General features: G+C 40.3%; 27 protein-coding genes and 1 tRNA gene. 16 read left to right on the top strand and 12 right to left on the bottom strand.

Features of this window, described 5'->3' with window-relative positions:
* Positions 1-417 precede the first annotated feature (417 nt).
* The 4 genes from D5018_RS00275 to D5018_RS00260 form a co-directional block, all read right to left on the bottom strand.
* Positions 418-494 (bottom strand) — tRNA-Arg (locus tag D5018_RS00275).
* 118 nt (positions 495-612) lie between these two features.
* Entirely contained in the window at positions 613-1,524 is a 912-nt protein-coding gene (locus D5018_RS00270; protein ID WP_121836988.1) for a hypothetical protein, read from the bottom strand.
* 351 nt (positions 1,525-1,875) lie between these two features.
* Complete coding sequence (locus D5018_RS00265) at positions 1,876-2,769, bottom strand: hypothetical protein (protein WP_121836987.1); 894 nt, start codon at positions 2,767-2,769, stop codon at positions 1,876-1,878.
* A 97-nt stretch (positions 2,770-2,866) separates the two neighbouring features.
* On the bottom strand, positions 2,867-4,036 hold the full coding sequence (locus tag D5018_RS00260; RefSeq protein ID WP_121836986.1) for a flagellar assembly protein T N-terminal domain-containing protein: 1,170 nt from the start codon (positions 4,034-4,036) through the stop codon (positions 2,867-2,869).
* Between the two features lie 187 nt (positions 4,037-4,223).
* Here D5018_RS00260 and D5018_RS00255 point away from each other — a divergent pair, with 187 nt between their 5' ends.
* Together D5018_RS00255 and D5018_RS00250 are read left to right on the top strand one after the other, a co-directional pair.
* Positions 4,224-4,847 (top strand): FlgO family outer membrane protein, encoded by a 624-nt coding sequence (locus D5018_RS00255; protein WP_133309209.1) that lies wholly within the window; start codon positions 4,224-4,226, stop codon positions 4,845-4,847.
* Entirely contained in the window at positions 4,844-5,290 is a 447-nt protein-coding gene (locus D5018_RS00250) for an LPP20 family lipoprotein (protein ID WP_121836984.1), read from the top strand. The genes D5018_RS00255 and D5018_RS00250 overlap by 4 nt, the downstream gene beginning before the upstream one ends.
* Before the next feature lie 87 nt (positions 5,291-5,377).
* On the opposite strand, the gene D5018_RS00245 is transcribed toward D5018_RS00250, so the two are convergent.
* From D5018_RS00245 to flgA, 4 genes are all read right to left on the bottom strand, one after another.
* Positions 5,378-6,316 (bottom strand): ankyrin repeat domain-containing protein, encoded by a 939-nt coding sequence (locus D5018_RS00245; protein WP_121836983.1) that lies wholly within the window; start codon positions 6,314-6,316, stop codon positions 5,378-5,380.
* A 178-nt stretch (positions 6,317-6,494) separates the two neighbouring features.
* On the bottom strand, positions 6,495-6,920 hold the full coding sequence (locus tag D5018_RS00240; protein ID WP_121836982.1) for a flagella synthesis protein FlgN: 426 nt from the start codon (positions 6,918-6,920) through the stop codon (positions 6,495-6,497).
* Between the two features lie 8 nt (positions 6,921-6,928).
* The gene (gene flgM, locus D5018_RS00235) at positions 6,929-7,279 is read right to left on the bottom strand and encodes a flagellar biosynthesis anti-sigma factor FlgM (RefSeq protein ID WP_121836981.1); all 351 of its coding nucleotides are present in this window, start codon (positions 7,277-7,279) and stop codon (positions 6,929-6,931) included.
* Positions 7,280-7,376: 97 nt separating this feature from the next.
* Positions 7,377-8,081: a flagellar basal body P-ring formation chaperone FlgA gene (gene flgA, locus D5018_RS00230; protein ID WP_165904969.1), complete on the bottom strand. Its 705-nt coding sequence runs from the start codon at positions 8,079-8,081 to the stop codon at positions 7,377-7,379.
* Between the two features lie 164 nt (positions 8,082-8,245).
* On the opposite strand from flgA, the gene D5018_RS00225 reads away from it, so the two are divergent.
* The 6 genes from D5018_RS00225 (at position 8,246) to flgE (ending at position 13,197) form a co-directional block, all read left to right on the top strand.
* Positions 8,246-9,166, top strand: a complete 921-nt coding sequence (locus D5018_RS00225) for a chemotaxis protein CheV (RefSeq protein ID WP_121836979.1) — start codon at positions 8,246-8,248, stop codon at positions 9,164-9,166.
* A 138-nt stretch (positions 9,167-9,304) separates the two neighbouring features.
* Entirely contained in the window at positions 9,305-10,138 is an 834-nt protein-coding gene (locus D5018_RS00220) for a CheR family methyltransferase (RefSeq protein WP_121836978.1), read from the top strand.
* Positions 10,139-10,204: 66 nt separating this feature from the next.
* Positions 10,205-10,603, top strand: a complete 399-nt coding sequence (gene flgB / locus D5018_RS00215) for a flagellar basal body rod protein FlgB (RefSeq protein WP_121836977.1) — start codon at positions 10,205-10,207, stop codon at positions 10,601-10,603.
* A 2-nt stretch (positions 10,604-10,605) separates the two neighbouring features.
* Complete coding sequence (gene flgC / locus D5018_RS00210) at positions 10,606-11,034, top strand: flagellar basal body rod protein FlgC (RefSeq protein ID WP_121836976.1); 429 nt, start codon at positions 10,606-10,608, stop codon at positions 11,032-11,034.
* Positions 11,035-11,058: 24 nt separating this feature from the next.
* Positions 11,059-11,754: a flagellar hook assembly protein FlgD gene (flgD, locus tag D5018_RS00205; protein ID WP_121836975.1), complete on the top strand. Its 696-nt coding sequence runs from the start codon at positions 11,059-11,061 to the stop codon at positions 11,752-11,754.
* 84 nt (positions 11,755-11,838) lie between these two features.
* The gene (gene flgE, locus D5018_RS00200; RefSeq protein ID WP_121836974.1) at positions 11,839-13,197 is read left to right on the top strand and encodes a flagellar hook protein FlgE; all 1,359 of its coding nucleotides are present in this window, start codon (positions 11,839-11,841) and stop codon (positions 13,195-13,197) included.
* Positions 13,198-13,236: 39 nt separating this feature from the next.
* Here the strand turns inward: flgE and D5018_RS00195 are convergent, their stop codons facing one another.
* The 4 genes from D5018_RS00195 to D5018_RS00180 form a co-directional block, all read right to left on the bottom strand.
* Entirely contained in the window at positions 13,237-14,631 is a 1,395-nt protein-coding gene (locus D5018_RS00195) for a hypothetical protein (RefSeq protein ID WP_121836973.1), read from the bottom strand.
* A 128-nt stretch (positions 14,632-14,759) separates the two neighbouring features.
* Positions 14,760-15,248 (bottom strand): hypothetical protein, encoded by a 489-nt coding sequence (locus D5018_RS00190; protein WP_121836972.1) that lies wholly within the window; start codon positions 15,246-15,248, stop codon positions 14,760-14,762.
* Positions 15,249-15,348: 100 nt separating this feature from the next.
* Entirely contained in the window at positions 15,349-15,762 is a 414-nt protein-coding gene (locus D5018_RS00185) for a hypothetical protein (RefSeq protein ID WP_121836971.1), read from the bottom strand.
* A 33-nt stretch (positions 15,763-15,795) separates the two neighbouring features.
* On the bottom strand, positions 15,796-16,170 hold the full coding sequence (locus D5018_RS00180; RefSeq protein WP_121836970.1) for a hypothetical protein: 375 nt from the start codon (positions 16,168-16,170) through the stop codon (positions 15,796-15,798).
* Between the two features lie 484 nt (positions 16,171-16,654).
* On the opposite strand from D5018_RS00180, the gene flgF reads away from it, so the two are divergent.
* The 8 genes from flgF (at position 16,655) to D5018_RS00140 (ending at position 25,561) form a co-directional block, all read left to right on the top strand.
* The gene (gene flgF / locus D5018_RS00175; protein ID WP_121836969.1) at positions 16,655-17,395 is read left to right on the top strand and encodes a flagellar basal-body rod protein FlgF; all 741 of its coding nucleotides are present in this window, start codon (positions 16,655-16,657) and stop codon (positions 17,393-17,395) included.
* Between the two features lie 27 nt (positions 17,396-17,422).
* On the top strand, positions 17,423-18,211 hold the full coding sequence (gene flgG / locus D5018_RS00170) for a flagellar basal-body rod protein FlgG (RefSeq protein ID WP_121836968.1): 789 nt from the start codon (positions 17,423-17,425) through the stop codon (positions 18,209-18,211).
* Between the two features lie 9 nt (positions 18,212-18,220).
* Complete coding sequence (gene flgH, locus D5018_RS00165; protein ID WP_121836967.1) at positions 18,221-18,895, top strand: flagellar basal body L-ring protein FlgH; 675 nt, start codon at positions 18,221-18,223, stop codon at positions 18,893-18,895.
* A 10-nt stretch (positions 18,896-18,905) separates the two neighbouring features.
* Entirely contained in the window at positions 18,906-19,997 is a 1,092-nt protein-coding gene (locus D5018_RS00160; RefSeq protein WP_121836966.1) for a flagellar basal body P-ring protein FlgI, read from the top strand.
* A 131-nt stretch (positions 19,998-20,128) separates the two neighbouring features.
* On the top strand, positions 20,129-21,031 hold the full coding sequence (flgJ, locus tag D5018_RS00155; RefSeq protein ID WP_121836965.1) for a flagellar assembly peptidoglycan hydrolase FlgJ: 903 nt from the start codon (positions 20,129-20,131) through the stop codon (positions 21,029-21,031).
* Between the two features lie 59 nt (positions 21,032-21,090).
* A complete protein-coding gene (flgK, locus tag D5018_RS00150) occupies positions 21,091-23,025 on the top strand; it encodes a flagellar hook-associated protein FlgK (protein ID WP_121836964.1) in 1,935 nt (644 codons plus the stop codon).
* 19 nt (positions 23,026-23,044) lie between these two features.
* Positions 23,045-24,250 (top strand): flagellar hook-associated protein FlgL, encoded by a 1,206-nt coding sequence (gene flgL, locus D5018_RS00145; protein WP_121836963.1) that lies wholly within the window; start codon positions 23,045-23,047, stop codon positions 24,248-24,250.
* Between the two features lie 96 nt (positions 24,251-24,346).
* On the top strand, positions 24,347-25,561 hold the full coding sequence (locus D5018_RS00140) for a flagellin (RefSeq protein WP_121836962.1): 1,215 nt from the start codon (positions 24,347-24,349) through the stop codon (positions 25,559-25,561).
* Positions 25,562-25,775 lie beyond the last annotated feature (214 nt).

Genomic DNA, 25,775 nt, shown 5'->3' with positions numbered 1-25,775 from the left:
GATTAAATTTTGTGCTATTTGAGCACTTTTCTGTTCAAGGCATGAGCAGTGAAGCTTAGTCATCTAAGTGAGCTGCTCACAACACAGAACAGGAAGTGCTCAAAAGCATCGAAGACAGCGTAAATTGGTCACTTCTGCTGCGTTATCGTCTGCTTATGTAGGGCAGCCACACTTCACAAACTCTGCCTTGCATAAGATAACCAATTTATCGCTGCAAAAATAAACACGAAAGATCAACACGCCCTAGTAGATAAAATTTAAATTTTATCTACAGTGCTGCTAATTTTGTGTAGTTCAAGGCGGAACAGTTCGTAATAGCCAGCCTATTTCGGGCTGTTCTAACGCAGAAATACGCATAAGTAGCTGTGCTGTAGAGGTTTGCTTATGCAGAGCTCAGGTTAGTTAGAGAGTAAAAAATGGTGTCCCGAGCAGGATTCGAACCTGCGGCTTTCGGCTTAGGAGGCCGACACTCTATCCACCTGAGTTACCGGGACATACATAATGTGGTTATCACGAGTATGTCTATAGATTATATATAAAGATTCAGGTGTGTTGTAGTTTCTCTTGTTTCTCTATTTTCCATTTATTTTCAATTTAAGCCGAATGCCCAGTTTACTCACATTGACTTTTACTATCAGGCGTTTTCACTTTTAAAGCGTCATTGATACTCTGCGCATAAAATTCAGCATCACCATTGTTCTTAATATCATCATATTGAAACATAAATCCGCCTTGGGTTATTTTAGGGCATTTCTGTTTCCACTGGCTTAATACTGCGTAAACATCGTTAGGACCAGATTTTGATGTTGCAAATCCAAATGATACAGGCAAACCCAAATTCCAATCACAGGGTGAGTTGTACTCCCCTAACGAATAACCTTGTAAATAGATGTAATCTAATGCATTGCTTTTATGGGCATTGACTTTGGCAATAAACCCTTTCCAAAAATCTTCGTCACCATACGGTGAAATGGTTGTTTTAAAGCCTATGTCTGAAAGCATGTTGTGAAAAATGACTGAAGAATCCATATCAAATTCATCTTCGTCATCATTATTTAATCCATCAACATCAGGGAAGGTTTCTTTTAGTATCTTAAAATTTTTATATAAAATGTTGTTTTTAATATCGCAAGCTGAAGTCTTATCACATTTAAATAAGGCTTTAATATTAGAGTATGTCTCAGAGCCTGCGCCGCTTAGCCCAAATTCAATTCGCTGTACTTTCGTTTTGCCAGTCTTTAGTGAGGCTATCTCTTTGCGGAAATTTGGATAATCATTATCCCCAACATATTTTCCACCCTCAATTAATGGAAACTCTTCATTAAAATTCAAATCGCCATTTGCATGAACATGAATCGTCCAAACGATAATGGTATCGAAGCCAGAATTTTTCAGTTCATTAATGCTGGTTTCAGGGTTTTTATAAATGGAACCACCTGCATAAATGGCTGATCCAGCAAAACAAACATTGGTTAGAAAAGGTAGGCTTAGGAACGTCATTGTCAGGGTTCGTTTTTTCATCATATTGATTCTTACCTTTGTTGAAAACCTAAAACAAAGTAGATGACTTTCATCGAATACTCTCGTTAAGTTTTATTAGGGCCTGTTGATCTTTCGTGTTTATTTTTTCAGCGATAAATTGGTTATCTTATGCAAGGCAGAGTTTGTGAAGTGTGGCTGCCCCACATAAGCAGACGATAACGCAGCAGAAGTGACCAATTTACGCTGTCTTCGATGCTTTTGAGCACTTCCTGTTCTGTGTTGTGAGCAGCTCACTTAGATGACTAAGCTTCACTGCTAATGCCTTGAACAGAAAAGTGCTCAAATAGCACAAAATTAAAGCCTGAAAGATCAACAGGCCCTAATGTAGAAACATTACTTGTTCTCTGTGATCACATCTAAAGCTTGGGTAATTGAGTCTGCATAGCTTTTAGGTAATGAAGAGTTTTCAAAATTATCATACAGCCACATAAAGCCACCGCTGGTTATTTTGGGGCAGGTTAGCTTCCAACGACTTATTGCGCTATATACGCCTCTGACACTGGAAGTATTGGAAGATAAACCTGGAGAAACAGGAAGCCCAAAATCCCAATCGCAAGGCGAATTACCAGTTCCGCCAGCATATCCTTGTAAGTAAACTCTATCCAAGGCGTTAGGGTGATGAGCATTAACCTTTTTTACTAACTGTTGCCAAAAGCTTTGATCGGAATAGGGGACTATGGTTGATTTGAAACCAATATCGGCCAACATATTATGAAACTTTACTGATGAATCAAGATCAAACTCTGTCTCATCATCGTTATTAATGGCGTCAACATCAGGAAATGCTTTCTTAAGTGCCATGAAATTTCGATATAAGATGTTGTTTTTAATGTCACAGCGTTGTTTTTTTGGACACGTTAAAAGCGCTTTTATATTGGTGTAGCTTGGGGAACCAGCGGCACTCAATCCAAATTCGATTCGGTTAATGTGGGAGTGGTCGTGCTTCAAGGAAGCGACATCTTTTCGAAAGTGTGGATAATCGTTGTCGCCGATGTATTTTCCATTTTCAACCAGTGGGAATTCTTCATTAAAATTTAGACTACCATCTTCGTGAACATGAATAGTCCAAACTATCAAAGTATCAAAGCCCGATTTTTTCAATTCGTTAAGGCTTGTGTCTCGTTCTTTATAAATAGGGCCGCCAGCAAAAACGGCAGAGGTGGCAAAACAAGAGTTACATAGATTGAATAGCGCAATGAAGCAAATGGCTAAAGAGAGTCTTTTCATTATGATTGCCTTCGAGTGAATAACCAGCGTATAAACTAAATTATTTTTAGCTAATATGCAGTCAAAGTACGGCAGTCATACAACTAATCTTCAGCTTTTATATTGATTTAGCGATAACAATATCCCCAACTTGAATATTTTCAATTTTGTTTGCTTTGTTCCATTCAACAACTGCGGTTTGCTCGGTAATTTGAGTCACCTTAAGTTTTATCGGGCTGGATTGCGCAATAGTCTTAATGGATTGAAAGCGGGTATGTAAATCTTTCCTCAATACCAATTTTAGAGTATCACCAACTTGGATATTGTTACGTCGCCCCAGATTTACTATTAACAGCTTGCTTTTCTTTGCGATAACCGTACCCATTAATGGTCGATCTCTGAGATGATTATCTAACTCAACCGCAATACTATTAAATAGACGTTTGATGGCTTGTCCATACTTTGAATGCCATAACTCAGTAGATGATGCCGATAGGATTTTATTAGATTCAAATTCCCAAACTTCATTAATAAAGTACGTTTTTTGCCAAATCTTTTCACCACTAATGTTATGAAATAAGCTGAGATTTATTCGAAACTGACGTGTTGGCCAATCTTCGAATAATCCCAGAAAGCTTTCAGGTGAAGAAATGACTTCTGCATTCAAAATATTACCAATAAGTACATATTGGCTATTGGTCATATCTCCAATCCAGTAGGGGAGCTTTTGGCTGTTATCTTCAAAAAAGTGCTGCGTTAAATTTAAGCTTTGTTCGGCTCTTAACTCAGGAAAGGATAATTTCGCTTTTTGGCTAAGGCTGTCAGAAAACTTTTCGGTTAACATTTTGGAAAAATCGTTTAATTGCCCATATCTTAGGTGTGCAGGATTAGATAAAACAAATCGAGGCAGATAAATACTGGCTTTTCCCGATAAAGGAAACTCATTTTGATGGCTGGTTATCCTAACATTGACATAGATAACATCACCTTTGGTTCGCTCAGAAACTAATTCAATTTGCTCACTATTGTAAACTGAAGCTAATTCAGTTGAGCCTTGAATTAACTGACCTGATAGGGTGCTTCTTGTACTATTTACTCTAACACCGCTTTCAAGCTTAGCTTGTTGTATGGCGGATTCTATGGCTTGTTGGCGTGCTTGCTTGATATTGCCATTGATTATTGGTGCTTGACCTTGAAAGTAAAAATCTTCCGCTGTGCTTGAACGAGAAAAACCAAGAGCTAGCAATAATAAAGCTAATAAAACGAACGCACGATGCAACATTACCATGTAAAAGCCAACCTTTTGACAGCATAAATTCTCCTAATCTACTAATACAAAACTCATACCACTTTATTACTTGGTATTCATTTTGCTTAAGATTGAACATTAGATAAAAAATGACGCAAACGGCACCTTAACGGATGTAAAGCGGCAATTTTTGCCGTTACCAGTGAAGCAAGGTGGGAGAAGTGCAGTGAAAAGAATATTAGTTACTATTGGATGTGTCTTACTTAGCGCGTGTAGTTATCACGTTACCATTACGAAAGATGCTCATAAGCAAAAGGTACAAGAGTTAATGATGATGCCACCGAGCTGGGCGGCAAATGTAGTGTTGTCGCTCTCTAACCATCATTCGGCATTGCCTAAAGATGTGCCTCTAGTGGTAACGACACCTGTATCTGCAAATGATTTTAATGAACGAGCCAGTTTTGCAGCGCAAATTCAGCAAGAATTAATGACAACGTTTAGTCGTGCAGGGTATACCGTTGCCGATCCCAATGTCACCGATAGGTTAATGATTAAATCTAAAGGGGAGTTCGTCCTCAGTCGTGACTGGCAGGAGTTGTCAGGAAATCTTGAGATAGGCTTGCTTGTGGTCACCACATATAGCTTAGGGCTATCAGATATTAAACTGAATACTCGAGTAATAAACATTGAAAATAACCAAGTAATAGCTGCTGAATCAAGCGCTATTCCCGTTACAGAGCTAGAGCAGTTTTTGTCTCCTGCTGAAAAGGTAGTAGAAAAAAATGGAATGTTGTACAGAAACGAGGCTACGGGTATGGAACCCGTTTCAGATAAGCAGGTTAAACCATGAAAAAGTTAGTTGTATTATTCGCCTTATTGTTGTCAGCATGTGCTAGTTCAGAACGATATGTTCAGTGGGAAACCGAAAAGCCAGAGCACTTTCCTAAGTTAATCGCCATTGGCTATGCACCGTTGTCAGAACAACCAGGTAAGACGAAATCGAAACGTGTATTAATGGCGATGCAAGCGTCTAAAGTGGCAGCCTACCGTGAATTAGCTGAGCAAGTCTATGGACAGCAAATTACCGCTCAAACGACAGTGAAGGATTGGACGACTGAAAGCGAAGCAATCAGTTCTTCTGTAACAGGTGTTATCCGCGGAGCTAAAGTTGTAAAAACTTATGTTGCTGGGGATTTTTATGTTACTGAACTAGAGCTTGATTATCATAGAGTATGGGAATTATATCAGCACAGAAATAAAACTCAGAGAGTGAAGCGAGTCACTTACTTTTAGTTTTGTATACACTCAATTTATATAAACTCAAAATAGCTGCGGACTGCGCTCAAGCTCCTACAAATGACGGTTTAACTGTACTGCTACTTATAGGACGCGGAAAGCTTCTGAATAAACTCCACCTTTTAGAAGTCGAAGGTGTGCTTTTCTTAGCTTTATGGCAGTGTCTACGACCGTGAGTAATCCATGTGCTTCCTGTTGTCCTTTATTTGCAAATTTATCGAGGATATCTCTTTTTAAGCTCAAGAGCGGTAAATCATTTTTTACAAGTTCATGTTTTGATGAGATAAAACTTTTGAATACCGTGAACGCATCATATGTGAAGGTGGTAGTGGAATTTGTACTAGGTTTTTTTAGGCCAAGGAGTGCTTGAGTCCGCTCTTCTAAGTCCATTTTTTTGGGATGCCTAGATAATACTGAAATGTCTGTTTGGGGTAACGTTAGCAGCCAAAGTGCGACTTCGAATTGTTGATTCATTAATGCAAGAGTCAGGGGTGTTTGACTACTGGCTTGATAGGTTATGCAATCTGCAGTCTCATTAACATTTGCTCCGTGTGAATAAAGAGTCATTGCTATTTTTAAGTTACCATTGCTGCAGTAAAGTAAGAATGGAGAAATGCGGTCGTAATATAAGCCTGAGTCTGTGATACATGGTTTTCTCCATTGAGCGATCTTTTCGATACCATGTTCCTCAAATATTCTCTGTACCTGAGAGGCATCGCAGTTGTTAAATATGAGCATCTCTGGGGAACAAGACTTTTCATTGCTCATAGCAACCTGTAACTCCTGAATGATCTCAACGCTTTCAATAGCTTCATACTGTAACTGACTTAAACTCTGAACTTTTTCATCTTGTGTGACGGGTTGACTTTCAGTGGAATGAAAGTCACTTACGTGCTGCTCTGATTCCATTTTTTCATCGAACTGGAATGCTCCAACCGTTGCTGATTGCTGAGTTGATGGTATGTTTTCATGCTGCGGAAGTTGAGTGTGGGTATCTAATAGAGGGAGAGCAGCGCGCGTCATATGATTTACTGTATTCAATAAATTAATGGATTATCGAATACTTTTTTATCTTTAACATGGTTTTTTTGTAAAAAATTAGTGAAATAATTTTCATTAATTATCAAGGAGCAATCAAGGTAAGTTTTTTTCTTTAAATAGGATTATTAGCTTGGCGACTGACTGATTTAAAAGGGAAAGCTTACGCCTCAATACTCTTATTCATCGAAGACATAGTGGAAGTATGTCCTTTATCATCATAGGTGAGGGACGACGAGTTTTTACTCGCTTGTAGAGCTTGTGATAGTCGATTAACACTTGCGATATTCTTCTCAATCAATTCAGAGTTATGCTGGTTAAGGCTTTTGCACTCATTGAGTAAGCGCTTGCCTTGCTCTGATTTTTCGAGTAATTCTGGAGAAGATTTAATTAACTCAACCGTATCTGGTAACGCCAGAATAGCGTTATTTTGCTGGAGTTGGTTGAGGCTTTCATTTTTTTGCTTGGCAATTTCTAGCAGACGCTCACCATCTTGTGATGAAAGAACATCACTTTCATCAATGATAAGTTGCTTTAGGTGAGCCAGTAATCCAAGTTGCTGCTCAAGAATAGACGTGATTTGATCCATTATAATGGTTAGTCAACCCTGTTGTCGTTTTTGTCTTTATACAAGGCATTGAGCTCAGATTCAAAACTTGCAATGTTTTTTGCTAAGCTTTCTGCATCGATTTTATAGCGGCCTTCTGCAATAGCTTGCTTGATGCCTGAAACTTTATCGTGGTCAACATCTGACATTAATGACATGCGAGTTTGCATTCTTTGTAGCTGTTGTGCTTGTGCGGTCAGCTGCACAGAATCACCTTTTACTGGACGTGGAGCGTCGTTAGCCGCTTTTGGCTGTGATGTACTTTCGTTTTGAACCGCAGCCTTACGTACTTGAACGCGATTATTAAGGCTAGGGTTTAACTTGTTCGTGTCTATTGGCATGATAGTTTCCAGCAAATTAGAGATCGGATCATCCCATTATCGGCCATTGAATATTAAACTTTAATAAAAAATGCAATTTTTTTTAATTGAAGGTATTTTACATTTTGACTTCAACTTCGCCAACCCTAACAACCTTTACATCAATGATTTTGTTCGATTTACGATTTCTGACACGTATTTTATCGTTTGGGTTGCCATTTTGAAGTGCGACACCAATTGTTTTTATTTGTAAATGATCACTTTTGGCAAAAATAGATACTGTATCTCCCTTGCATACGTAACACACATTTTGTTGATAAATCACATTACCTTTACCTACGCGTCGTTTTAGGCGAGTGCCGATCAAGGCCTCCCGCTGATTGAACATGGCTCCTCTTAATCTTCTTTCGTCCATTAATTGTAAAACCACATCATCCTTGGTGATAATTTGGCCTGTTGATAAGATTCGGTTGGCAACGGCAACTTGATAGAGAATATTGACCTTCACGGATACAAATGATTGCCATAACGTTTGGTTTGGTTTTGTGCAGCTAATTTTAACAGTAGTGAGTGCTTTGATTCGATTATTGCTGATTTCTGCTTTTAGCGGAGAGTTACATTTTGGAATCATAAAACGGTTATCTAACACTTGAGTGTTAACATTTACCGTAGCATTGGATGGAGCCTTTACTTGAGCTTTAACAGTATCAATAGCCAGCTTTGAGATAGTGTTTAAATCTGGCGAATAGGCTTTAGCAGCAAGATGACCAGAGCAAAGTAAGCTGAAGCTCCAAACAAGCGTGCGAACAAGCGCAGAACTCAAGATAAAACCATTCAATTTAATTGACTCCTTAAGTCAAAATATTGACAAAAAACGCGTAAAATGAATTTTATGTAAAATATTAAGTAACGGCTATGCCAGAACGTTAAAATTGCTGGTAGTATACGCACCATTACTGAGCTTTGTAAGCGAACTAAGGCGAGATTATGGCTGGGGTTTTAGAATCCGTAAACAAGCGAACACAACTGGTTGGTCAAAACCGTTTAGAGTTATTGTTGTTCCAATTTGATGGAAAACAAAGGTTTGGGATCAATGTTTTTAAAGTTAAGGAAGTCTTGCAGTGCCCAGCATTGACGAGTTTACCTAAATTAAACCCAAATGTTCGTGGTGTGGCTCATGTTCGTGGTCAAACCATCTCGGTTATTGATCTAAGTGCTGCCACTGGTGGCCAACCAATATCGGATATCAGTAAAAGTTTCATCATTATTTCAGAATATAATCGCAGCACTCAGGGCTTTCTGGTTAGCTCTGTAGATCGAATCGTTAACCTGAACTGGGGAGACATTATGCCTCCGCCACAAGGTACGGGGAGGACTTCTTATTTAACGGCTGTGGCTGAAATTGAAGGTGAACTGATTGAAATTTTAGATGTTGAAAAAATTCTTGACGAAATATCTCCTGCTAAAACGGACTTAAGTAGCGAAGTTAAAACTAAGTTCGAAGAGGAAAGAACGGATGAAATACAAATCCTCGTTGTGGATGATTCGTCAGTAGCGCGCAAGCAGATTGTCCGCGCATTAAGTGCATTAAATTTAACGATTCAAACGGCCAACGATGGTCAGCAAGCGTTAAATCTTTTAAAAGGTATGGCACAAGATACTGATAATGTTTCAACAAAATTACCGTTGATTATTTCAGATATTGAAATGCCAGAAATGGATGGATACACCTTAACCGCAGAGATCAGGGATGACCCTAAGTTAGCTGATATAAAAGTAGTATTACATACCTCACTCAGTGGCGTGTTTAATCAAGCTATGGTGGAAAAAGTCGGTGCGGATGACTTTATTGCTAAGTTTAATCCAGATGAATTAGCTTCTACCGTAAACAACCATTTGAGTATATAAAAGCTAACTTTTTGAGAAACATGTTCAAGTAACAGTCATTGATACTAACTGCAGCCTTAAAACGGTGCAGTGAGTATTTTTGGCTGTCAAAATGTTTCATTAAATCCAAAGTAAGATCGAATATTGTGGGAAAATAGAGTGTCGCAGCGCCAGTTAACGCAAGATGAGTACAAAAGGTTCTCAGCTTTTTTAGAGCAACATAGTGGGATTGTTTTAGGTGACAATAAGCAGTACTTAGTACGTAGTCGTTTATCACCTTTGGTGACACTTTATGGACTTAGTGATATCGCAGAAGTAGCCCAAAAATCTATTGATGGTAGCCTTCGTCAATTACGGCTTGATGTAATTGATGCAATGACGACCAATGAAACCTTATGGTTTAGAGATGGTTATCCCTTTTCCCTGCTAGAAAGTACTATATTTCCAGAGTATTCCGATCAGAGTCGTTCTCTTAAAATATGGTCTGCGGCCTGCTCTTCAGGTCAAGAGCCATATTCTATTGCCATGAGTGCACTAGAGTACAAGCAAAAAAATCCGACAGCCTTTGCACGCGGCGTTTCAATTCTGGGCACCGATCTTTCCCCGACTATGCTCGAAAAGTGTAGTAAGGCCGAATATGATGAGCTGGCATTAGCACGTGGTTTATCTGAACAACGTAAGCGCCAATTCTTTGAAAGTAGCGGCCAAGCTGGAATGCGTGTTAAACAAAATGTTCGTGATTTAGTCAGCTTTCGTAATCACAACTTACTCGACAATTATAATGTGTTGGGAAAGTTCGATGTCATTTTTTGTCGCAATGTGCTGATTTATTTTTCACCAGCGGCAAAGTCAAAAATTCTGCGGCAATTTGCTGCCGCACTTAATCCTAATGGCGTCCTATTTCTTGGGGCATCTGAATCTATGACTGGGTTGTGTGATGATTTTGAAATGATCCGTTGCCGCCCAGGAATTTTCTACCGAAAAAAATCTTAACTACTTCTTTTCCTCTTGGCATAGCAATTGCTTTTTAGCTGTTGATTACAGTTAAAAGGCAATTTTATGGCGCTCAGTTTTGATAAAGCTCTCGGCATTCATCAGCACACGTTAGGCATTCGTGCGAAACGTGCTGAAGTATTGTCGAGTAATATCGCAAATGCAGATACTCCTAACTATAAAGCCCAAGACGTTGATTTTTCTCAGGCATTGAAACAAGCCTCGTCAAAACAGCGTGGTGTTGGTCTTGGGGCGACACATCAAAATCACTTCTCCATACAGAGCCAGCTTCAAGCTCAAAGTCAATATCGCATTCCAAACCAGCCAGATACAGGTGACGGGAACACGGTAGATATGCAGCAAGAGCAGGCCGCTTATATGGAAAACGCCTTGGAATATCAAATGTCTTTAGGCTTTCTCGAAAGCAAATTTATGGGACTTAAAAAGGCAATTAGAGGCGAATAAATATGAGCTTATTCAATATCTTTGATGTGTCAGGCTCTGGCATGTCAGCGCAATCAGTACGCCTAAATACTACCGCAAGTAATATTGCCAATGCTGATGCTGTGTCAAGTAGCGTCGATGAAACTTACCGTGCTCGTCATCCTGTTTTTGCCGCTGAAATGGCAAAAGCCTCAGCTTCTCAGGCGCATAACCAACCGAGTTCAATGAAAGTGGCGGTTAAAGGCATTGTGGAAAGTGATAAGCCACTTATCAAAGAGTTTTCACCTGATCACCCAATGGCAGATGCTGATGGCTTTATTTATAAGCCTAATGTCAACGTCATGGAAGAAATGGCCGACATGATCTCAGCCTCAAGATCTTACCAAATGAACACTCAAGTTGCAGATGTGGCAAAGAACTTGCTACAGCAAACACTACGCATGGGGAAATAGCTCTGTGATTGAAAGGAGTGAGGTATGAGTTCAGTAAGCCAAACAGGCAACCCGTTTTTAGATTCAGTGCGATTGCAGGGTAAGCCTGAGACCCCTGCATCGAATAACAATCAGCAACTGACTCAAGAAGATTTTTTCAAACTATTGGGTCAGCAATTGTCGCATCAAGATCCGTTCAAACCTGTTGAGAACGACAAAATGATTTCACAGATGTCGTCATTTGCAACGGTTGATGGGATTAAGAACCTCAATAACGAAATTACCAATATGAACAAGACGATGACATCTAGTCAGGCGCTTCAGGCTTCAAGCCTTGTTGGTCGAAAAGTGTTGGTTCCATCAAATGAAGGTTATTTGGCTCCTGGCTCAAACGAAGTTAAAGGGGTTGTTAGCGCTGGTAAATCGACAAAAGAGATAACAGTTCGTGTTGAAGATGAGAAAGGGCAGTTAGTTAACACTTTCAAAGTAGATGGCAGTGCAGGCGGCAACATTGATGTGAAGTGGGATGGCAAAGACAAAGATGGCAAAACCATGCCGTCCGGCAAGTACACATTAAAAGCCACCGGTTCCGTTGATGGTGAATCACAAGAATTACCGACTTCAACTTTTGCACACGTAACGAGTGTTTCATTGGGTAACGCTCAAACTGGTGCAGTTTTAAATCTTAAGGGCGTTGGAGGCATCAAACTTGCCGACGTTCTAGCAGTATCTGAAAGCTAAGCAGCGAGTATTAACTGCTTAATTGGAAAAAGAATTCGGCGAGGAATCGCCAGTACATGACTTGATGTCAGAACAGGGGGACTTATGTCGTTCAACATCGCTTTAAGTGGCATTGAAGCTGCTCAAAAGGATTTAAATACCACCGCGAATAACATTGCAAACTCAAACACCATTGGTTTTAAAGGTTCCCGCGCTGAGTTTGCTGACGTTTATGCCAATAGTATCTTTTCTAATGGTAAAACTAATGTAGGTGGTGGTGTAACAACAACTCATGTTGCTCAACAATTTCATCAAGGTAGCTTGCAGTTTACAAAGAACTCTTTAGATATGGCTATTAGTGGTGGTGGCTACTTTGTAACGTCAAACAATGCGACTTCAAATGATCTAACTTACACTCGAGCAGGCGCATTTAAAGTTAACAAAGAAAACTTTATTGTGGACTCTGCGGGTAATTATCTACGAACTTTACCAGTGGATAAAGATGGTAACTCTACCTCTGTAAGTTTAACAACGACTAAGCCAGTTAAAATACCTGATACTGCAGGTAGCCCTGTAAAAACTGAAAATATTGGCATTCGCATGAATCTAAATGCGGGACAAAAGCCGAAAGATCCTGCTAACTTTGATCCGACAGATTCTGATACATTTAATAATTCAACGGCAGTAACTTTTTATGACTCATTAGGTGAGCCGCACGTTCTTACTACTTACTATGTGAAACCGCCACAAGCTTCACATGATAACGAAAGTAACTGGGTGGCGTTTTATGCCGTAGATGGAAAGCGTTTGGATATTGATACTCCATCAGCACAGACTTATCGAACCGATACCAATGGTGATGGCACACCAGATGGCACTGCTACAGCAACAAACTCAGCAGGCTGGAAAGGTTCTGTAATTAAGTTTGACAATACCGGTAAATACACGGGAAGTAACCCTGCCAATATTAAATCGGTAAGCTTAGGCAATATAGCTGAATTCCCTGCTGGTGCGGATGGTAGCCAAGTATTAAACCTTAAGTTTAATAACCCTACTCAATTTGCAGCTCAGTTTGAAACAACTGAATTAACTCAAGATGGTACTACCGTAGGTCGTTTAACCAATGTTCAAGTTGGTGCAGATGGTTTGATCAATGCCAGTTACAGTAATGGTAAGACAGTCCCATTAGCTCGAATTGCATTAGCTCGATTCCCTAACGAACAAGGGCTAAGCCAAGTGGGCAACACGTCATGGCGTGCAAGTTTAGAGTCAGGACAAGCACTGGCTGGTGAACCTAACAGCGGTACCTTTGGTAGTATTCGTTCTTCAGCACTTGAACAGTCGAACGTAGACTTAACCACGGAAATGGTTGATTTGATTTCAGCACAACGTAACTTCCAAGCAAACTCCCGTACGCTTGAAGTCAATAACACGCTACAGCAAACGATTTTACAGATCCGCTAATATTTCGAGAGGCAGTGTTTAGGGGCTAAATGCTGTCTTTTATTTTTTCTTCTTAAAGTCACTCCTTGGTAAGGTCACATAACAATATTCGTTATCTTCATGGTCACCAATAGTAATAAAGCTATACTCTGCACTCTTGTGAGCATCAAGTTTTACTTTTTTAGTTTCTTTTGCTTTTGGTTTCTCATCTATTTTGTCTGTTTTTTGTGTTTCTGTTGTTACGGCCGCTGCTGGTAGTTGTGCTGTTCTATCTGATGTTCGTGATTCAGTTTCTTCAGTTATTGTTTGTAGTTCAACTTTTGAAGGAAGTTTTGGTTGTTCAGTTGTTCTGCTAGGTTCCCGTGGTTCTGTTTTTACTGTTGGCTTTTGCGGGGCTATTTTTGAGGCACTCTCTGAGGCTGTTGTTGCAATCGCTTTAGCGGGCTCTTGTGACTCTGTTGTCCCATTTGTTTTTATATCTTCAGTTTTCACAGTTGCCTTTTGTGACTCCCTTGAAATGGCTGCATTGTTTATTTCAGCTGTTACGACCAATTTTCCAGAAACAGTAGTCGTGGTTTGAGCAGCGGATATTGGTTGATTGTGTGTTGCCTGACTTCCTTGTTTAACCTTCGCTGTTGCAGTCGATTCTTTTGGGGGGATAGCAGAAACTGGTTTCGATGCTTTAGTTGTTGAAACCAATTTTGGACGATTACTTGTTGGTTGGCTTTGTGATGTTTCAGTTGCTTTTTTGTTTTCAGTAATCGTAGTTGCTCTGAGCGGAGAGGTTGATTCGCTTTTGGAGCGACTAACCACTTTGGTTTTTTCTGTTTTTAGCTTAGCTACATATGCATTTAATTGGCGCTTTACTGCATCAGAAAAATCATCACTTATAAATTCTTTTTCTGACTCTAGAGAACTGCAGCAACATAACTCTTGCCTCAAGGTTGATGGCTGTTTAAATACGACTCTATGGCAGTCGAATTCCTTTTCTGAAACTTTAATTAATCTAATAGCATAACCTGATATTTTGTTATATTGTAAGGTTGGCTCGGTAGTTTCACCAATCGTTTTGGGTGCCTGTTTATAAACTTTTTCCACGCTTTCTTGGTCAAAGTTAAATTGTTGATTGTTGCTTATATATTCATTTAATTGTTTTTGCAAAGCATCAGAAAAATCGTCTTTTATGGCTTTTTTTCTTTGCTCTTGTGTGCAGCAAAAACAGCACATTTGTCTGAATATGGACTGCTGTGACGATACGATGCTTTGGCAGTCGAATTCCCGTTTTGATACCCTCACCATCCGAATCGTGTATGAGGTGTTATTATACGTATAAGTGCTTGTTGTAGTGGCTCCAACCCTTTTAGGGGCACGATTATATGCTGCGCCCACGCTTTGTTGGTCGAAAAAAATTGGCTCTTTGCTGTAAGCCGTTGAGGTTTGGGCTGCGGTTGACATGACGATACTCTCTCTAGACGCACCATTATCATTTTGTTTTATTTGTTGAATAAAGCGTAAATATTTTTTTTGTATTAGTTAGGGCTTGTTGTTCTTTTTAATTGGGAGCGTCTTCAGTCACGATGAATTCATATATTAGCTGAGTCCGAGTTCCCAATAATGGGTAGCTCGTATTGGCTCTGAGGATAGAACTTCTTAATTTGTTCATCAGTTAAGATACTATGTATCAGTATTGTTCTTGTCGCTATGTTCTCAGGCTTTTTGCTATCACAGCTAGGCTTAGCCACATATTGATTAAATTGTTTTTGAATATCCTTTGAAAACCTATCAACTCTCATTCTTTCTTCTGTTCTAGAAAAGATGTGCAAACAATCCAACTTAGAAAGTACTGATGAATTCGCCGGGAGTACATGGTAGAAATCGAGTTGATCACTACTACCTTTTACCAATCTAAAAATATAAGTTTCATGTCGATTATGAGCGAATTCAATTTGAACTGACTCACCATCCTGAGCTGGTGCCACTTGATTAATCTGTTCAAACTGCTGAACTGTTAATGTGAAGTGATTCCCTTGCCACATTGGTGCTGGAGTAATGCTGACATTTTGATACGACATATGTTTATGGCTTTCGATTCAGATAAATCCTAGTCCATCATTGCTTATATATTGAAGATTAAGTAAATATTTTATCGCTATTAGATATGCATGTTGCTTATCACTTTAGGCTGCTAGAGGAATATTTATAGCGTGAATTCGTAGAAGTATCTTGTTGAACGTACTGTTTGATGACAGGAACTGACCGAATGGTATTGGTGTGTACCTTTGGACTCTTCGTGTATTTTCTTAACGCAAATTGATAGGCAAAATCTAGTGCTGCACATTTGGAATCAACTTTATAGATATGCATAAAATTACGCCTCGAAAGCATCCATTTTTTTTGTGATACATCGGATTTTGCTTTGAACGTTTCACCATCTAAGAATGTTAATATTAAGGTGCTGTATGTTGAGGGTTCTTCAGTAAAAATCAAGTAAAGATCATGGAGTTGAGTTCGAGTTAGAGCGCCGTAGCTTTGAGTTAAGCTATACCATTCAAGAGAGAAATTTAGATGGAATGTTATTGCAGTCATTTAATTCTCTATTTATTCATTGTCTTGTACCTATCACAGTTTTTTTGTTTGGTATCGTCTGAGTTGCTCAGGGGTGATATTGAGTTTAGCTGCTCTATTGGCTTGATTAGCTTGGTAAATAGTGAATAAATCTATTGACAATGAAGTGATTTTTTCTTCTGGCTCTTTACTAGACATACAACAGCTAGGATTACAGAGCTGGAAGAATTGTAGCTCATTTGTACGATCTCTTCGAATGACAAACACTTTATTATCAGAGAATTTAAAAAACGCTGAATTAGTTTTAGATTGGAACACATTAATTACTGTATCTGTAAAAACGTTCTGTTTCTCAACTTGTTGTGGTGATAACTGATTTTTTAGATTCCAGTCTAGACTGAATTTGAATTGATAAGTAGGCACAGACATTTTAATCATCCAACTTGAAGTCGTTTTGTGATAATTCATTGTTTAACTTAGTTTTTCAAATAACAAAATTGGCTTTCTTATAACTCTTGATGATTGCTGAAGCTATGAATTGGTTAATCTTTTAGATCTCACGAAAGTTAGATTCGGCTTCATATTAAGTAACATCAGCTCTGCATAAGCCAACCTCTACAGCACAGCTACTTATGCGTATTTCTGTGTTAAAACAGCCCGAAATTGAAACGCAGTAACGACAGTTTTGTATGTCGGTACCAGCTATTACGAACTGTTCTGTCTTGAACTACACAGAATTAGCAGCACTGTAGATAAAAGTTTAAGGTTTATATTTTAAATCAAAATGTTATTGATTTCGTTATACAGAGCTGATGTTAAGTACTTCTATTATCTCAGCTAGGCCTCATCTCTTTCAAATTGGCACGTTCAATGCTTTATCAAGTCAAATGTTGAATATTTGACGGATAGGCAATTGGACAAACTCCTCTATATCGCCACCAGTGGCGCAAAGCAAAATATGAATGAATTGGCGGTTAGAGCCAATAACCTTGCTAATGCTAATACTGATGGTTTTAAAGCTGATATGGCTCAAGCTCGCTCAATGCAAGCTTTTGGTGAAGGTTTGCCTACGCGCGTGTTTGCCATGACTGAAACGCCCAGCAGCAACTTTAAAGCAGGAGCGCTTCGTACCACTGGTCGTGATTTAGATATCGCCATTAACGGTGATGGCTGGATTGGTGTTCAGGGTAAAGACGGACAAGAAGCTTATACCCGTTCGGGTAGTCTGAGTTTTGACGCTACAGGCTTACTGCAAAATGATCGTGGAAATCCAGTCATAGGTGAAAACGGTCCTATTATCCTACCGCTTCCTATTCAAAAAATAGAAATTGCCCAAGATGGCACTATCTCTGTTCGCCCACAAGGTGCGCCAGCAGAGGTTATTGAAGTCGTCGACCGAATCAAATTGGTGAATCCAAATAATCAAGATCTTATGCGTGGCGAAGATGGTTTGTTTCGTCAAATGAACGGTCAAATTGCACCTGCAGATCCAGATGTAAAGGTCGAAAGTGGTGCAATTGAGAGCAGTAACGTCAGCCCTGTAGAAGAAATGGTGGCATTGATTGATATTCAGCGTCAATTCGAAATGCAGGTCAAGATGATGAAAACCGCAGAAGAAAATGATCGAGCCGCAGCGCAGATGGTTCGGATTTAGGGATTAAATAACTACAAAAGGTGAATTATGCATCCTGCATTATGGATAAGTAAAACCGGCTTAGATGCCCAACAAACCGACATCGCAGTTATCTCAAATAACGTAGCCAACGCCAGTACAGTGGGCTTTAAAAAGAGTCGCGCTGTTTTCGAAGACTTACTGTATCAAAAGGTAAACCAAGCAGGTGGCGTAAGCGCCGCTAATACCAAATTGCCAAATGGTTTGAGCGTTGGTGCAGGTACCAAAGTGGTAGCGACTCAAAAGTTGTTTACTCAAGGCAACATGGTTACCACAGATAATTCATTGGACTTAATGATTGAAGGCCCAGGGTTCTTTGAAGTGCAAATGCCAGATGGAAGCATTTCTTATACTCGTAGTGGTCAGTTCAGCATGGATGACCAAGGGCAAATTGTTACTTCGGGTTCGGGGTTTGTAATTCAGCCTGCGATTACGGTTCCGCAAGACGCTAAAAGCATTACAGTTTCCGCTGAGGGTGAAGTATCGGTAAAAGTACCGGGTGCTGCTGAAAACCAAGTGATTGGCCAATTCACCATGTCTGACTTTATTAATCCTTCTGGTTTAGAGCCAATGGGACAAAATTTATACCTAGAAACTGGAGCCAGTGGTGCGCCTATTCAAGGTACAGCAGCGTTAAATGGCATGGGAGCCATTCGTCAAGGAGCGTTAGAAACCTCGAACGTGAATGTGACTGAAGAGCTAGTGAACCTGATTGAAAGTCAAAGAATTTACGAGATGAACTCTAAAGTGATTTCATCTGTTGACCAAATGTTGTCTTACGTTAACCAGAATCTTTAGGAGTTGATGATGTTGCGTTTATTGCTGGTGGTTAGCGCGTTAATGCTAACAGCATGTGCTTCAACAAATAAGAAGCCTATTCCTGATGATCCTTACTATGCTCCAGTGGTACCTCAGGCTGCGCCAACCCACAATGAACCGACAGGCTCTATTTTTCTAGACAGTCAAGTAGCTGGGCTATACACCGACAAGCGAGCGCATCGTATCGGTGACATCATTACTGTAAGACTAACAGAATCTACTCAAGCCCGTAAAAGTGCCACTAATGGTATTAAAAAGGGCAATGCTTTCAAACTTGATCCATTCAAGCTAGCTGGAAAAAACGCCACCATTAATGGCAACCCTATTAGCTTAGATTACAAAGATAACTTTGATTTAAGCCGTGAAGCGGATGCCGATCAAAGCAATAGCCTTTCTGGCAATATCTCTGCTCATGTGATGAAAGTGCTCGCTAATGGCAATCTAGTCATTCGCGGTGAAAAGTGGATCACCATCAATAACGGTGAAGAGTTTATTAGAGTTACAGGTGTGATCCGCACCGAAGACATTAAACCAGACAACACCATTGAGTCGCCAAAAATTGCCAACGCCCGTATTCAATACAGTGGTACAGGTACCTTTGCAGACTCACAAAAAGCAGGCTGGTTATCGAAGTTTTTCCTTGGTGAATGGTGGCCTTTCTAGGAGTTACGTTATGAAAGTTAAAATTATTCTCGGCTTATTGCTCGCGGTCATTTCCACCAGTAGTTTTGCGCAGCGCATCAAGGATATTGCCAATATCCAAGGTATTCGTGATAACCAATTAGTCGGTTATGGCCTAGTAGTCGGCTTGCCGGGGACAGGTGAGCGCAATCGCTATACCGAACAAACGTTCAGTACCATGTTGAAAAACTTTGGTATCAACCTACCTAATGGTGTTCGCCCCAAAATCAAAAACTCAGCCGTAGTGGCATTAAGCGCCACCATGCCAGCCTTTATTAAAACCGGTCAAACCATTGACGTTACCGTTTCAAGTATTGGTGAAGCCAAAAGTTTACGTGGTGGCACATTATTACAAAGCTTTCTTAAAGGGATTGATGGAAAAATCTATGCCATCGCTCAAGGTAACTTGATTGTCAGTGGCTTTAGTGCAGAAGGTCGAGATGGCTCTAAAGTGATCCAAAATACGCCGACCGTTGGCCGTATTCCAAGTGGTGCAATCGTTGAGCGAGAAGTGATTTCACCTTTTACTCATGGTGACTACCTTACATTTAATTTATTGCGCCCAGACTTCTCATCGGCTAAACGTGTTGCTGATGCTATTAATGATTTATTAGGTGGTGGTATTGCCCAACCATTAGATGCGACTTCAATTCGAGTCAGCGCACCGCGTGATCCGTCGCAGCGCGTATCTTACTTAGCCACTATTGAAAACCTACAAGTGGATTTAGCCACTGAATCTGCCAAAGTCATTGTTAACTCTCGTACTGGCACCATCGTAGTTGGAGAGCAAGTGCGGTTAAAACCTGCCGCTATTACCCATGGTGGGTTAACCGTCACCATCAAAGAAGCACTGCAAGTTTCTCAGCCAAATCCGTTGGCACAAGGTCAAACCGTTGTAACACCAGACTCTGATATTGACGTAAACGAAAAAAACAAACGCATGTTTTCTTTTAAACCTGGTACGTCGTTAGATGAATTAGTGCGAGCGGTCAACTTGGTTGGCGCAGCGCCATCAGATGTATTGGCGATATTGGAAGCTCTGAAATTAGCAGGCGCATTACAAGGCGAGTTGATCATTATTTAAAGCGATTAAGCCTTAGTCGTCACTCCTGCGAAGGCAGGAGCCTAGTGCCTTATGTACTTAAAGGCTCTGGATGCCTCCTTTCGCAGGCATGACGTAAGAGAAAAATACAAACTGATTATCGAAGTGGTTAAATGGACAAACTATCAAACGCATCAAACATGTTGGAACTAGGAGGCTTAGATAACCTCCGTTCTCGTGCTCAACAAAATGACAAAGGTGCGATTAAAGAAGTTGCAAAGCAATTTGAAGGCATCTTTGTGCAAATGCTGATGAAAAGCATGCGTGATGCCAACGAAGTGTTTAAGTCTGACAGCCCGTTTAATACTCAGTACACCGCCTTTTATGAGCAAATGCGTGATCAGCAAATGGCGAATGATATTTCGGATAAAGGCGTATTGGGTTTAGCTGACCTGATGGTGCAGCAATTGTCACCAGAAACCAGCAATATGCGTCCTGCTTCAACGCTTCGTACTGATAGCTTACCCATTGCTTCACAAAACAATACTGCAGCGACACCAAAGCCGCAGCAACTCAATGAGATTATTAGCGGCAAGGTGTTGCCGTCTCAGCCTTTTGAAAGCCAAGATGACTTTGTTAAGCAGCTTTATCCTCATGCTAAAGAAGCAGCAGAGAAGTTAGGTACAACGCCAGAAGTATTAATCGCTCAATCGGCATTAGAAACAGGTTGGGGCAAAAAAATGGTGCGTCAATCGGATGGCACTGTTAGTAACAACCTATTCAATATCAAAGCCGATAAACGCTGGGGTGGTGATAAAGCCAGAGTATCTACGCTGGAATTTGACGGTGGCGTGGCAAATCGTCAGCAAGCAGATTTCAGAGTCTACGACTCAATCAAGCAAAGTTTTGATGATTTTGTAAACTTCCTTTCAAGTAATCAGCGCTACCAACAAGCGCTTGATGTCGCAAAAGATCCCCAACAATTCATAACTGGCCTACAAAATGCAGGGTACGCCACAGATCCCAATTACGCCAAGAAAGTGTTAGCCGTAATGAAAGGCATAGTAACGCCATAAAAAGATTAAGACTCGGCGCTTGGCACTAGGAACAAAAATAACAAATTGGAACAGCTGTTATGTCTAATGATTTAATGAATATTGCTCGCAATGGTGTGTTGACGTCACAGTCGCAACTTAGCGTAACCAGTAACAACATTGCCAATGTAAATACTGACGGCTATAACAGACAAGTGGCCACCCAATCTACTTTAGATGCCCATAAGGTGGGTAATCATTTTATGGGTTCAGGTTCTTATGTTTCCGATGTGAAAAGAATTTATAACGAGTTTGCCACACGCGAGCTTCGTATTGGTGCTACCGGACTTTCTGAGGCTCAAACCCGTCTTTCAAAAATGAATGAGATGGATCAATTATTCTCTCAAATCGGCAAAGCCATTCCAGATAGCCTTAATGATTTCCAAAACAACATTAACCGTCTTGGTGACACGCCAGATGATCTTGGTATTCGAACCAGTATCTTATCTTCAGCTAAGCACTTAGCCAACACCATTAATCAAATGGATAACCATTTGAGTAGCCAATTTAAAAGCACTAATGGTCAAATTGATGCGTCACTAAAACGTATCAATACGCTGACTCAAGAACTTGGCAACATCAATCAAGAATTGATGGAAGGCAATACTGAAAACAGCCAACTGCTAGACAAACAAGACAGTCTGTTAAAAGAACTTAGCGAATACGCCAATATCAATGTTATTCCGCTCGAAGGCGGCGGTAAAAGTGTCATGCTGGGTGGTTCAGTTGCCTTGGTTTCAGGCGCAAAAGCCATGCAATTAGAAAGTAAAACTGGCGATCCCTTTCCAAATGAAACTCGATTAGTGGTGAAGTCTGGTGATAACGAAACCTTGGTTTCTTCCCAGAATCTAGGTGGACAATTGGGTGGCCTGTTCGAATTCAGACAAGACACGCTTATCTCAGCCAAAAATGAACTCGGCCAATTTGCTCTTGGTATTGCCGATGCGTTTAATCAAGTACAAGCCAAAGGCATTGACTTAAATGGTCAAGTTGGCAAGCCGATCTTTCAAGACATCAATGATCCTGCTATGTCTAATGGTCGTGCTGGAAAATTTGACAGCAACACCGGAACTGCAAGCTTGTCGGTGAATATTGATGATGTCACAAAACTGACAGGCGCAGAATACGAACTGAGCTTTGACGGCACTGATTATAAGCTTACAGATAAAGCAACAGGCAAAGCGCAAAACTTAAGCCTAGATACTTCAACAACACCCAATCAATTAACTGGTGGTGATGGTTTTAGTATTCAAATCAAGTCAGGCGCATTTGCTAACAAAGACAAATTTACCATTCGTCCAACTTCTGGTGCTGCAAGTGGCATTGAAGTGGCAATCAAAGATCCAAAAGACATTGCCGCAGGTAAAGCCAATATCACAGAACCTGATAGCAACTCAGGTAATACCAAAGTTAAGCTTAGGGCAATTAACGACCGCAATGCCGCCAACTTCCCGAAAGATGGTCAACCACTGACATTTGAAATCAATACCAGTACAACACCAAAAACCTTCACTGTAATTGATAAAGATGGCAAGACTGTAGGTACAGCAAACCAAACGTTTACTGGTAATACAATCAAAGCCAATGGTATTGAATTTGAAGTGACTTCAACCGCAGGTTCAACCGATAAATTCACGTTCGATTTATCCGTCAGAAAAGGTGATAACCGCAACGCCGTAGAAATGGCCAAGTTGTCTACTAATTTCAAAATGAACAATGGCTCAACCACACTAATCGATGTGTTCCAAAACACCAAGCAAGATATTGGTAGCCAAACCAGCTCAGCTGAAATCCAACTCAATAGTGCGACCGCGGTCTTCAAGCAAGCGGAAACTCGAGTGTTAAGTGAATCAGGCGTCAATTTAGACGAAGAAGCGGCAAATCTAATGCGTTTTCAAAAATCTTATCAAGCATCTGCGCGAGTGATGACGGTAGCCAATCAAGTATTCGATAGTTTGTTGAGTGCTGTTAGGTAAGGTGGAGAGGAAATAATAAATGAGAGTATCAACAGCACAATTTCATCAACAAAACATTGGCAATATTCTTAATCGTCAATCCAATACTAGCAAATTGCTTGAGCAAATTGCCACTGGTAAACGAGTGAATACGGCTGGCGATGATCCTGTCGCTTCTGTTGCGATTGATAATTTAAAGCAGCAAAACAAATTGTCAGATCAATACCTAAAAAATATTGATTACGCTAAAAATCACCTGTCACAAACCGAATCCCAGCTTGGTGATGCCGAAGACATTGCTCGCACCTTAAAAGATCAAATGTTGAGTGTTCTAAACGGCAGACATAGTGATGCCGATCGGCAAACCATTGCCAAAAAAATGCGAAGTGACTTGGAAGCATTACAACAAGTAGCTAATAGCCGTGATGAATCAGGTAACTATTTCTTCTCTGGTTTCAAAACCGACCAAAAGCCCTTTGAGTTTTCAGGTAGCTCACCAAGAAGCATCAGCTACAACGGTGATGATGGTGTTCGTAATTCAGTAGTGGCTGATGGCGTAGCATTAGGCACTAACATTTCTGGCAGTCACGCCTTTATGGACGCCAAAAATGCCCTTGGTGACTACAGCGCCAAATACTCGTCAAACCAAAGCGGCAAATTTCAGATATCTGAGGCAAAAATTGCCAATTCTTCGACACATGTTACCGCCAATTACAGCATTAACTTTGTTGATGACGGAAAAGGCGGCGTAAACGTCGAGGTAAAAAACGGCAGTAACACCACTTTAGCGGCAACGCCATTTGATCCTAAAAAACCGATCAGTTTTAACGGCATTGAAATAAAGCTAGACGGCACGCCCAAAGCGGGTGATAGCGTGGAAATCAGCCCACAATCCAACACCAATATCTTTGATACCGTTGAGAAAACGATTGCGCTATTAGAAAAAGGTGATGTGCAATCTGAAGCAGGAAAAGCAGAGTTGGCACAACAATTGAATAACTTAAACCAAGGTATAAATCAAATTGGTTTAGCCAGAAGTGAGGCCGGTGTCAGCCTACAAAATAGCGATAGCTACTTAGCAAGGCACCAAGACACCAAGCTAGTAAATACTGAAGCATTGGCAAAGCTAGAAGATTTAGATACTGCAAAAGCAATAACGGATTTGAATCGAGAGCAGTTAGCACTAAGAGCCGCTTCAAGTACTTACACTAAAGTCAGTAATACGTCGTTGTTCGACTTTATATAACAAGCCGTATTTCACGACTTTAGGTCTGACTAAACAACAAATTCAAAAACAAAGTAGCCGAGCAGTTGGCTTAGGCTAAATTTTAAGGGGAAAAACATGATTAGTGTAAATACTAATGTTACTTCAATGAAGGCCCAAGGAAACTTAGGTAAAGCCAACATGGGCGTTCAAACTTCAATGGAGCGTCTAGCATCTGGCATGCGTATTAATAGTGCAAAAGATGATGCAGCAGGTTTACAGGTTTCTAACCGTCTAACCAGCCAAATTAATGGTCTTGGTGTAGCAAAGCGTAACGCTAATGACGGTATTTCTATCGCCCAAACCGCAGAAGGTGCAATGCAAGAATCAACCAATATCTTGCAACGTATGCGTGACCTTTCTTTGCAATCGGCTAACGGCTCGAACTCGGCCAAAGACCGTGGTGCAATGCAAAAAGAATTATCGGCACTTCAAGACGAGTTAACTCGTATTTCTGATACCACTACTTTTGGTGGTCAAAAGCTTCTTGATGGTTCGTATGGAACACAAGCTTTCCAAGTAGGTTCTGATGCCAATGAAACTATTTCAATTTCTCTTTCTGATGTTGGTGCTGATAAATTAGCTCAAGCAAGAACGGTAACCGCTGGCGGTATCAGTAAAGCAGGTGTTGATGAGTTAATTGATGGGAACACAAACAATGGTCAGCTAGTGTTCACGTTTGATGCTGATGGTGGTGGTTCAGGTGCCGCAGTTGATATAGAAGTGAATATTGGTGATGCGACTGATGCCGGCGGTGTTGCTGACGCAATCAATAAAGCACTGTCAGAGCGTGATATAAATGTAACTGCGGATGTTAAAACTGCTGCTAATGGTGACAAGTCTTTAAGTTTTTCAGGGAGCTTCCGAAACGGTGCTGCTACTCTTGCAATTGACGCTGCAAAATCTGAACAAGACGATGGTTCAACTGCATTAACAGGTACAACAGTTACAGCCATTACATTTGGTGCTGATGACACTGCTAGTGTCAATACTATTGATATTTCTACTGCAGGTGGAGCACAGGCGGCGGTTAAAACGATTGATGCTGCTATCGAACAAATTGATAACCAACGTGCCGATTTAGGTGCAGTACAAAATCGTATGAGCCATACAATCAATAACTTAGGTAATATTGAAAATAACGTATCTGATGCCCGTAGCCGTATTCAAGATGTTGACTTTGCAAAAGAAACAGCTCAGTTAACAAAAGGGCAGATATTGTCTCGAACTTCATCTGCTATGTTGGCTCAAGCTAACCAATTGCCACAAATTGCGCAATCGCTATTAGGATAAATATCTTTCCTCCTTAGCACCTTAAAATGGCATGATAGTTTATCTATCATGCCATTTTTGTTTTTATCGCCCAAAGGAATTTTTACAGTTGTGCTTGTTCACTGATATTAAGGTGAGCCAATAGTTCTATCCTTTAATGTGAGGTTCTTTTTATTACATCACTTTTCTTTATCGAAAATTGTCTTAAAAACATTTTTCAAATTATTTCTAAAGT

Origin of the sequence: Parashewanella curva, assembly GCF_003675895.1 — a bacterium.
Lineage (GTDB): Bacteria > Pseudomonadota > Gammaproteobacteria > Enterobacterales > Shewanellaceae > Parashewanella > Parashewanella curva.
The sequence above is the reverse complement of the archived record's forward strand: the minus strand, read 5'-3'. Positions and strand labels throughout refer to the sequence as shown.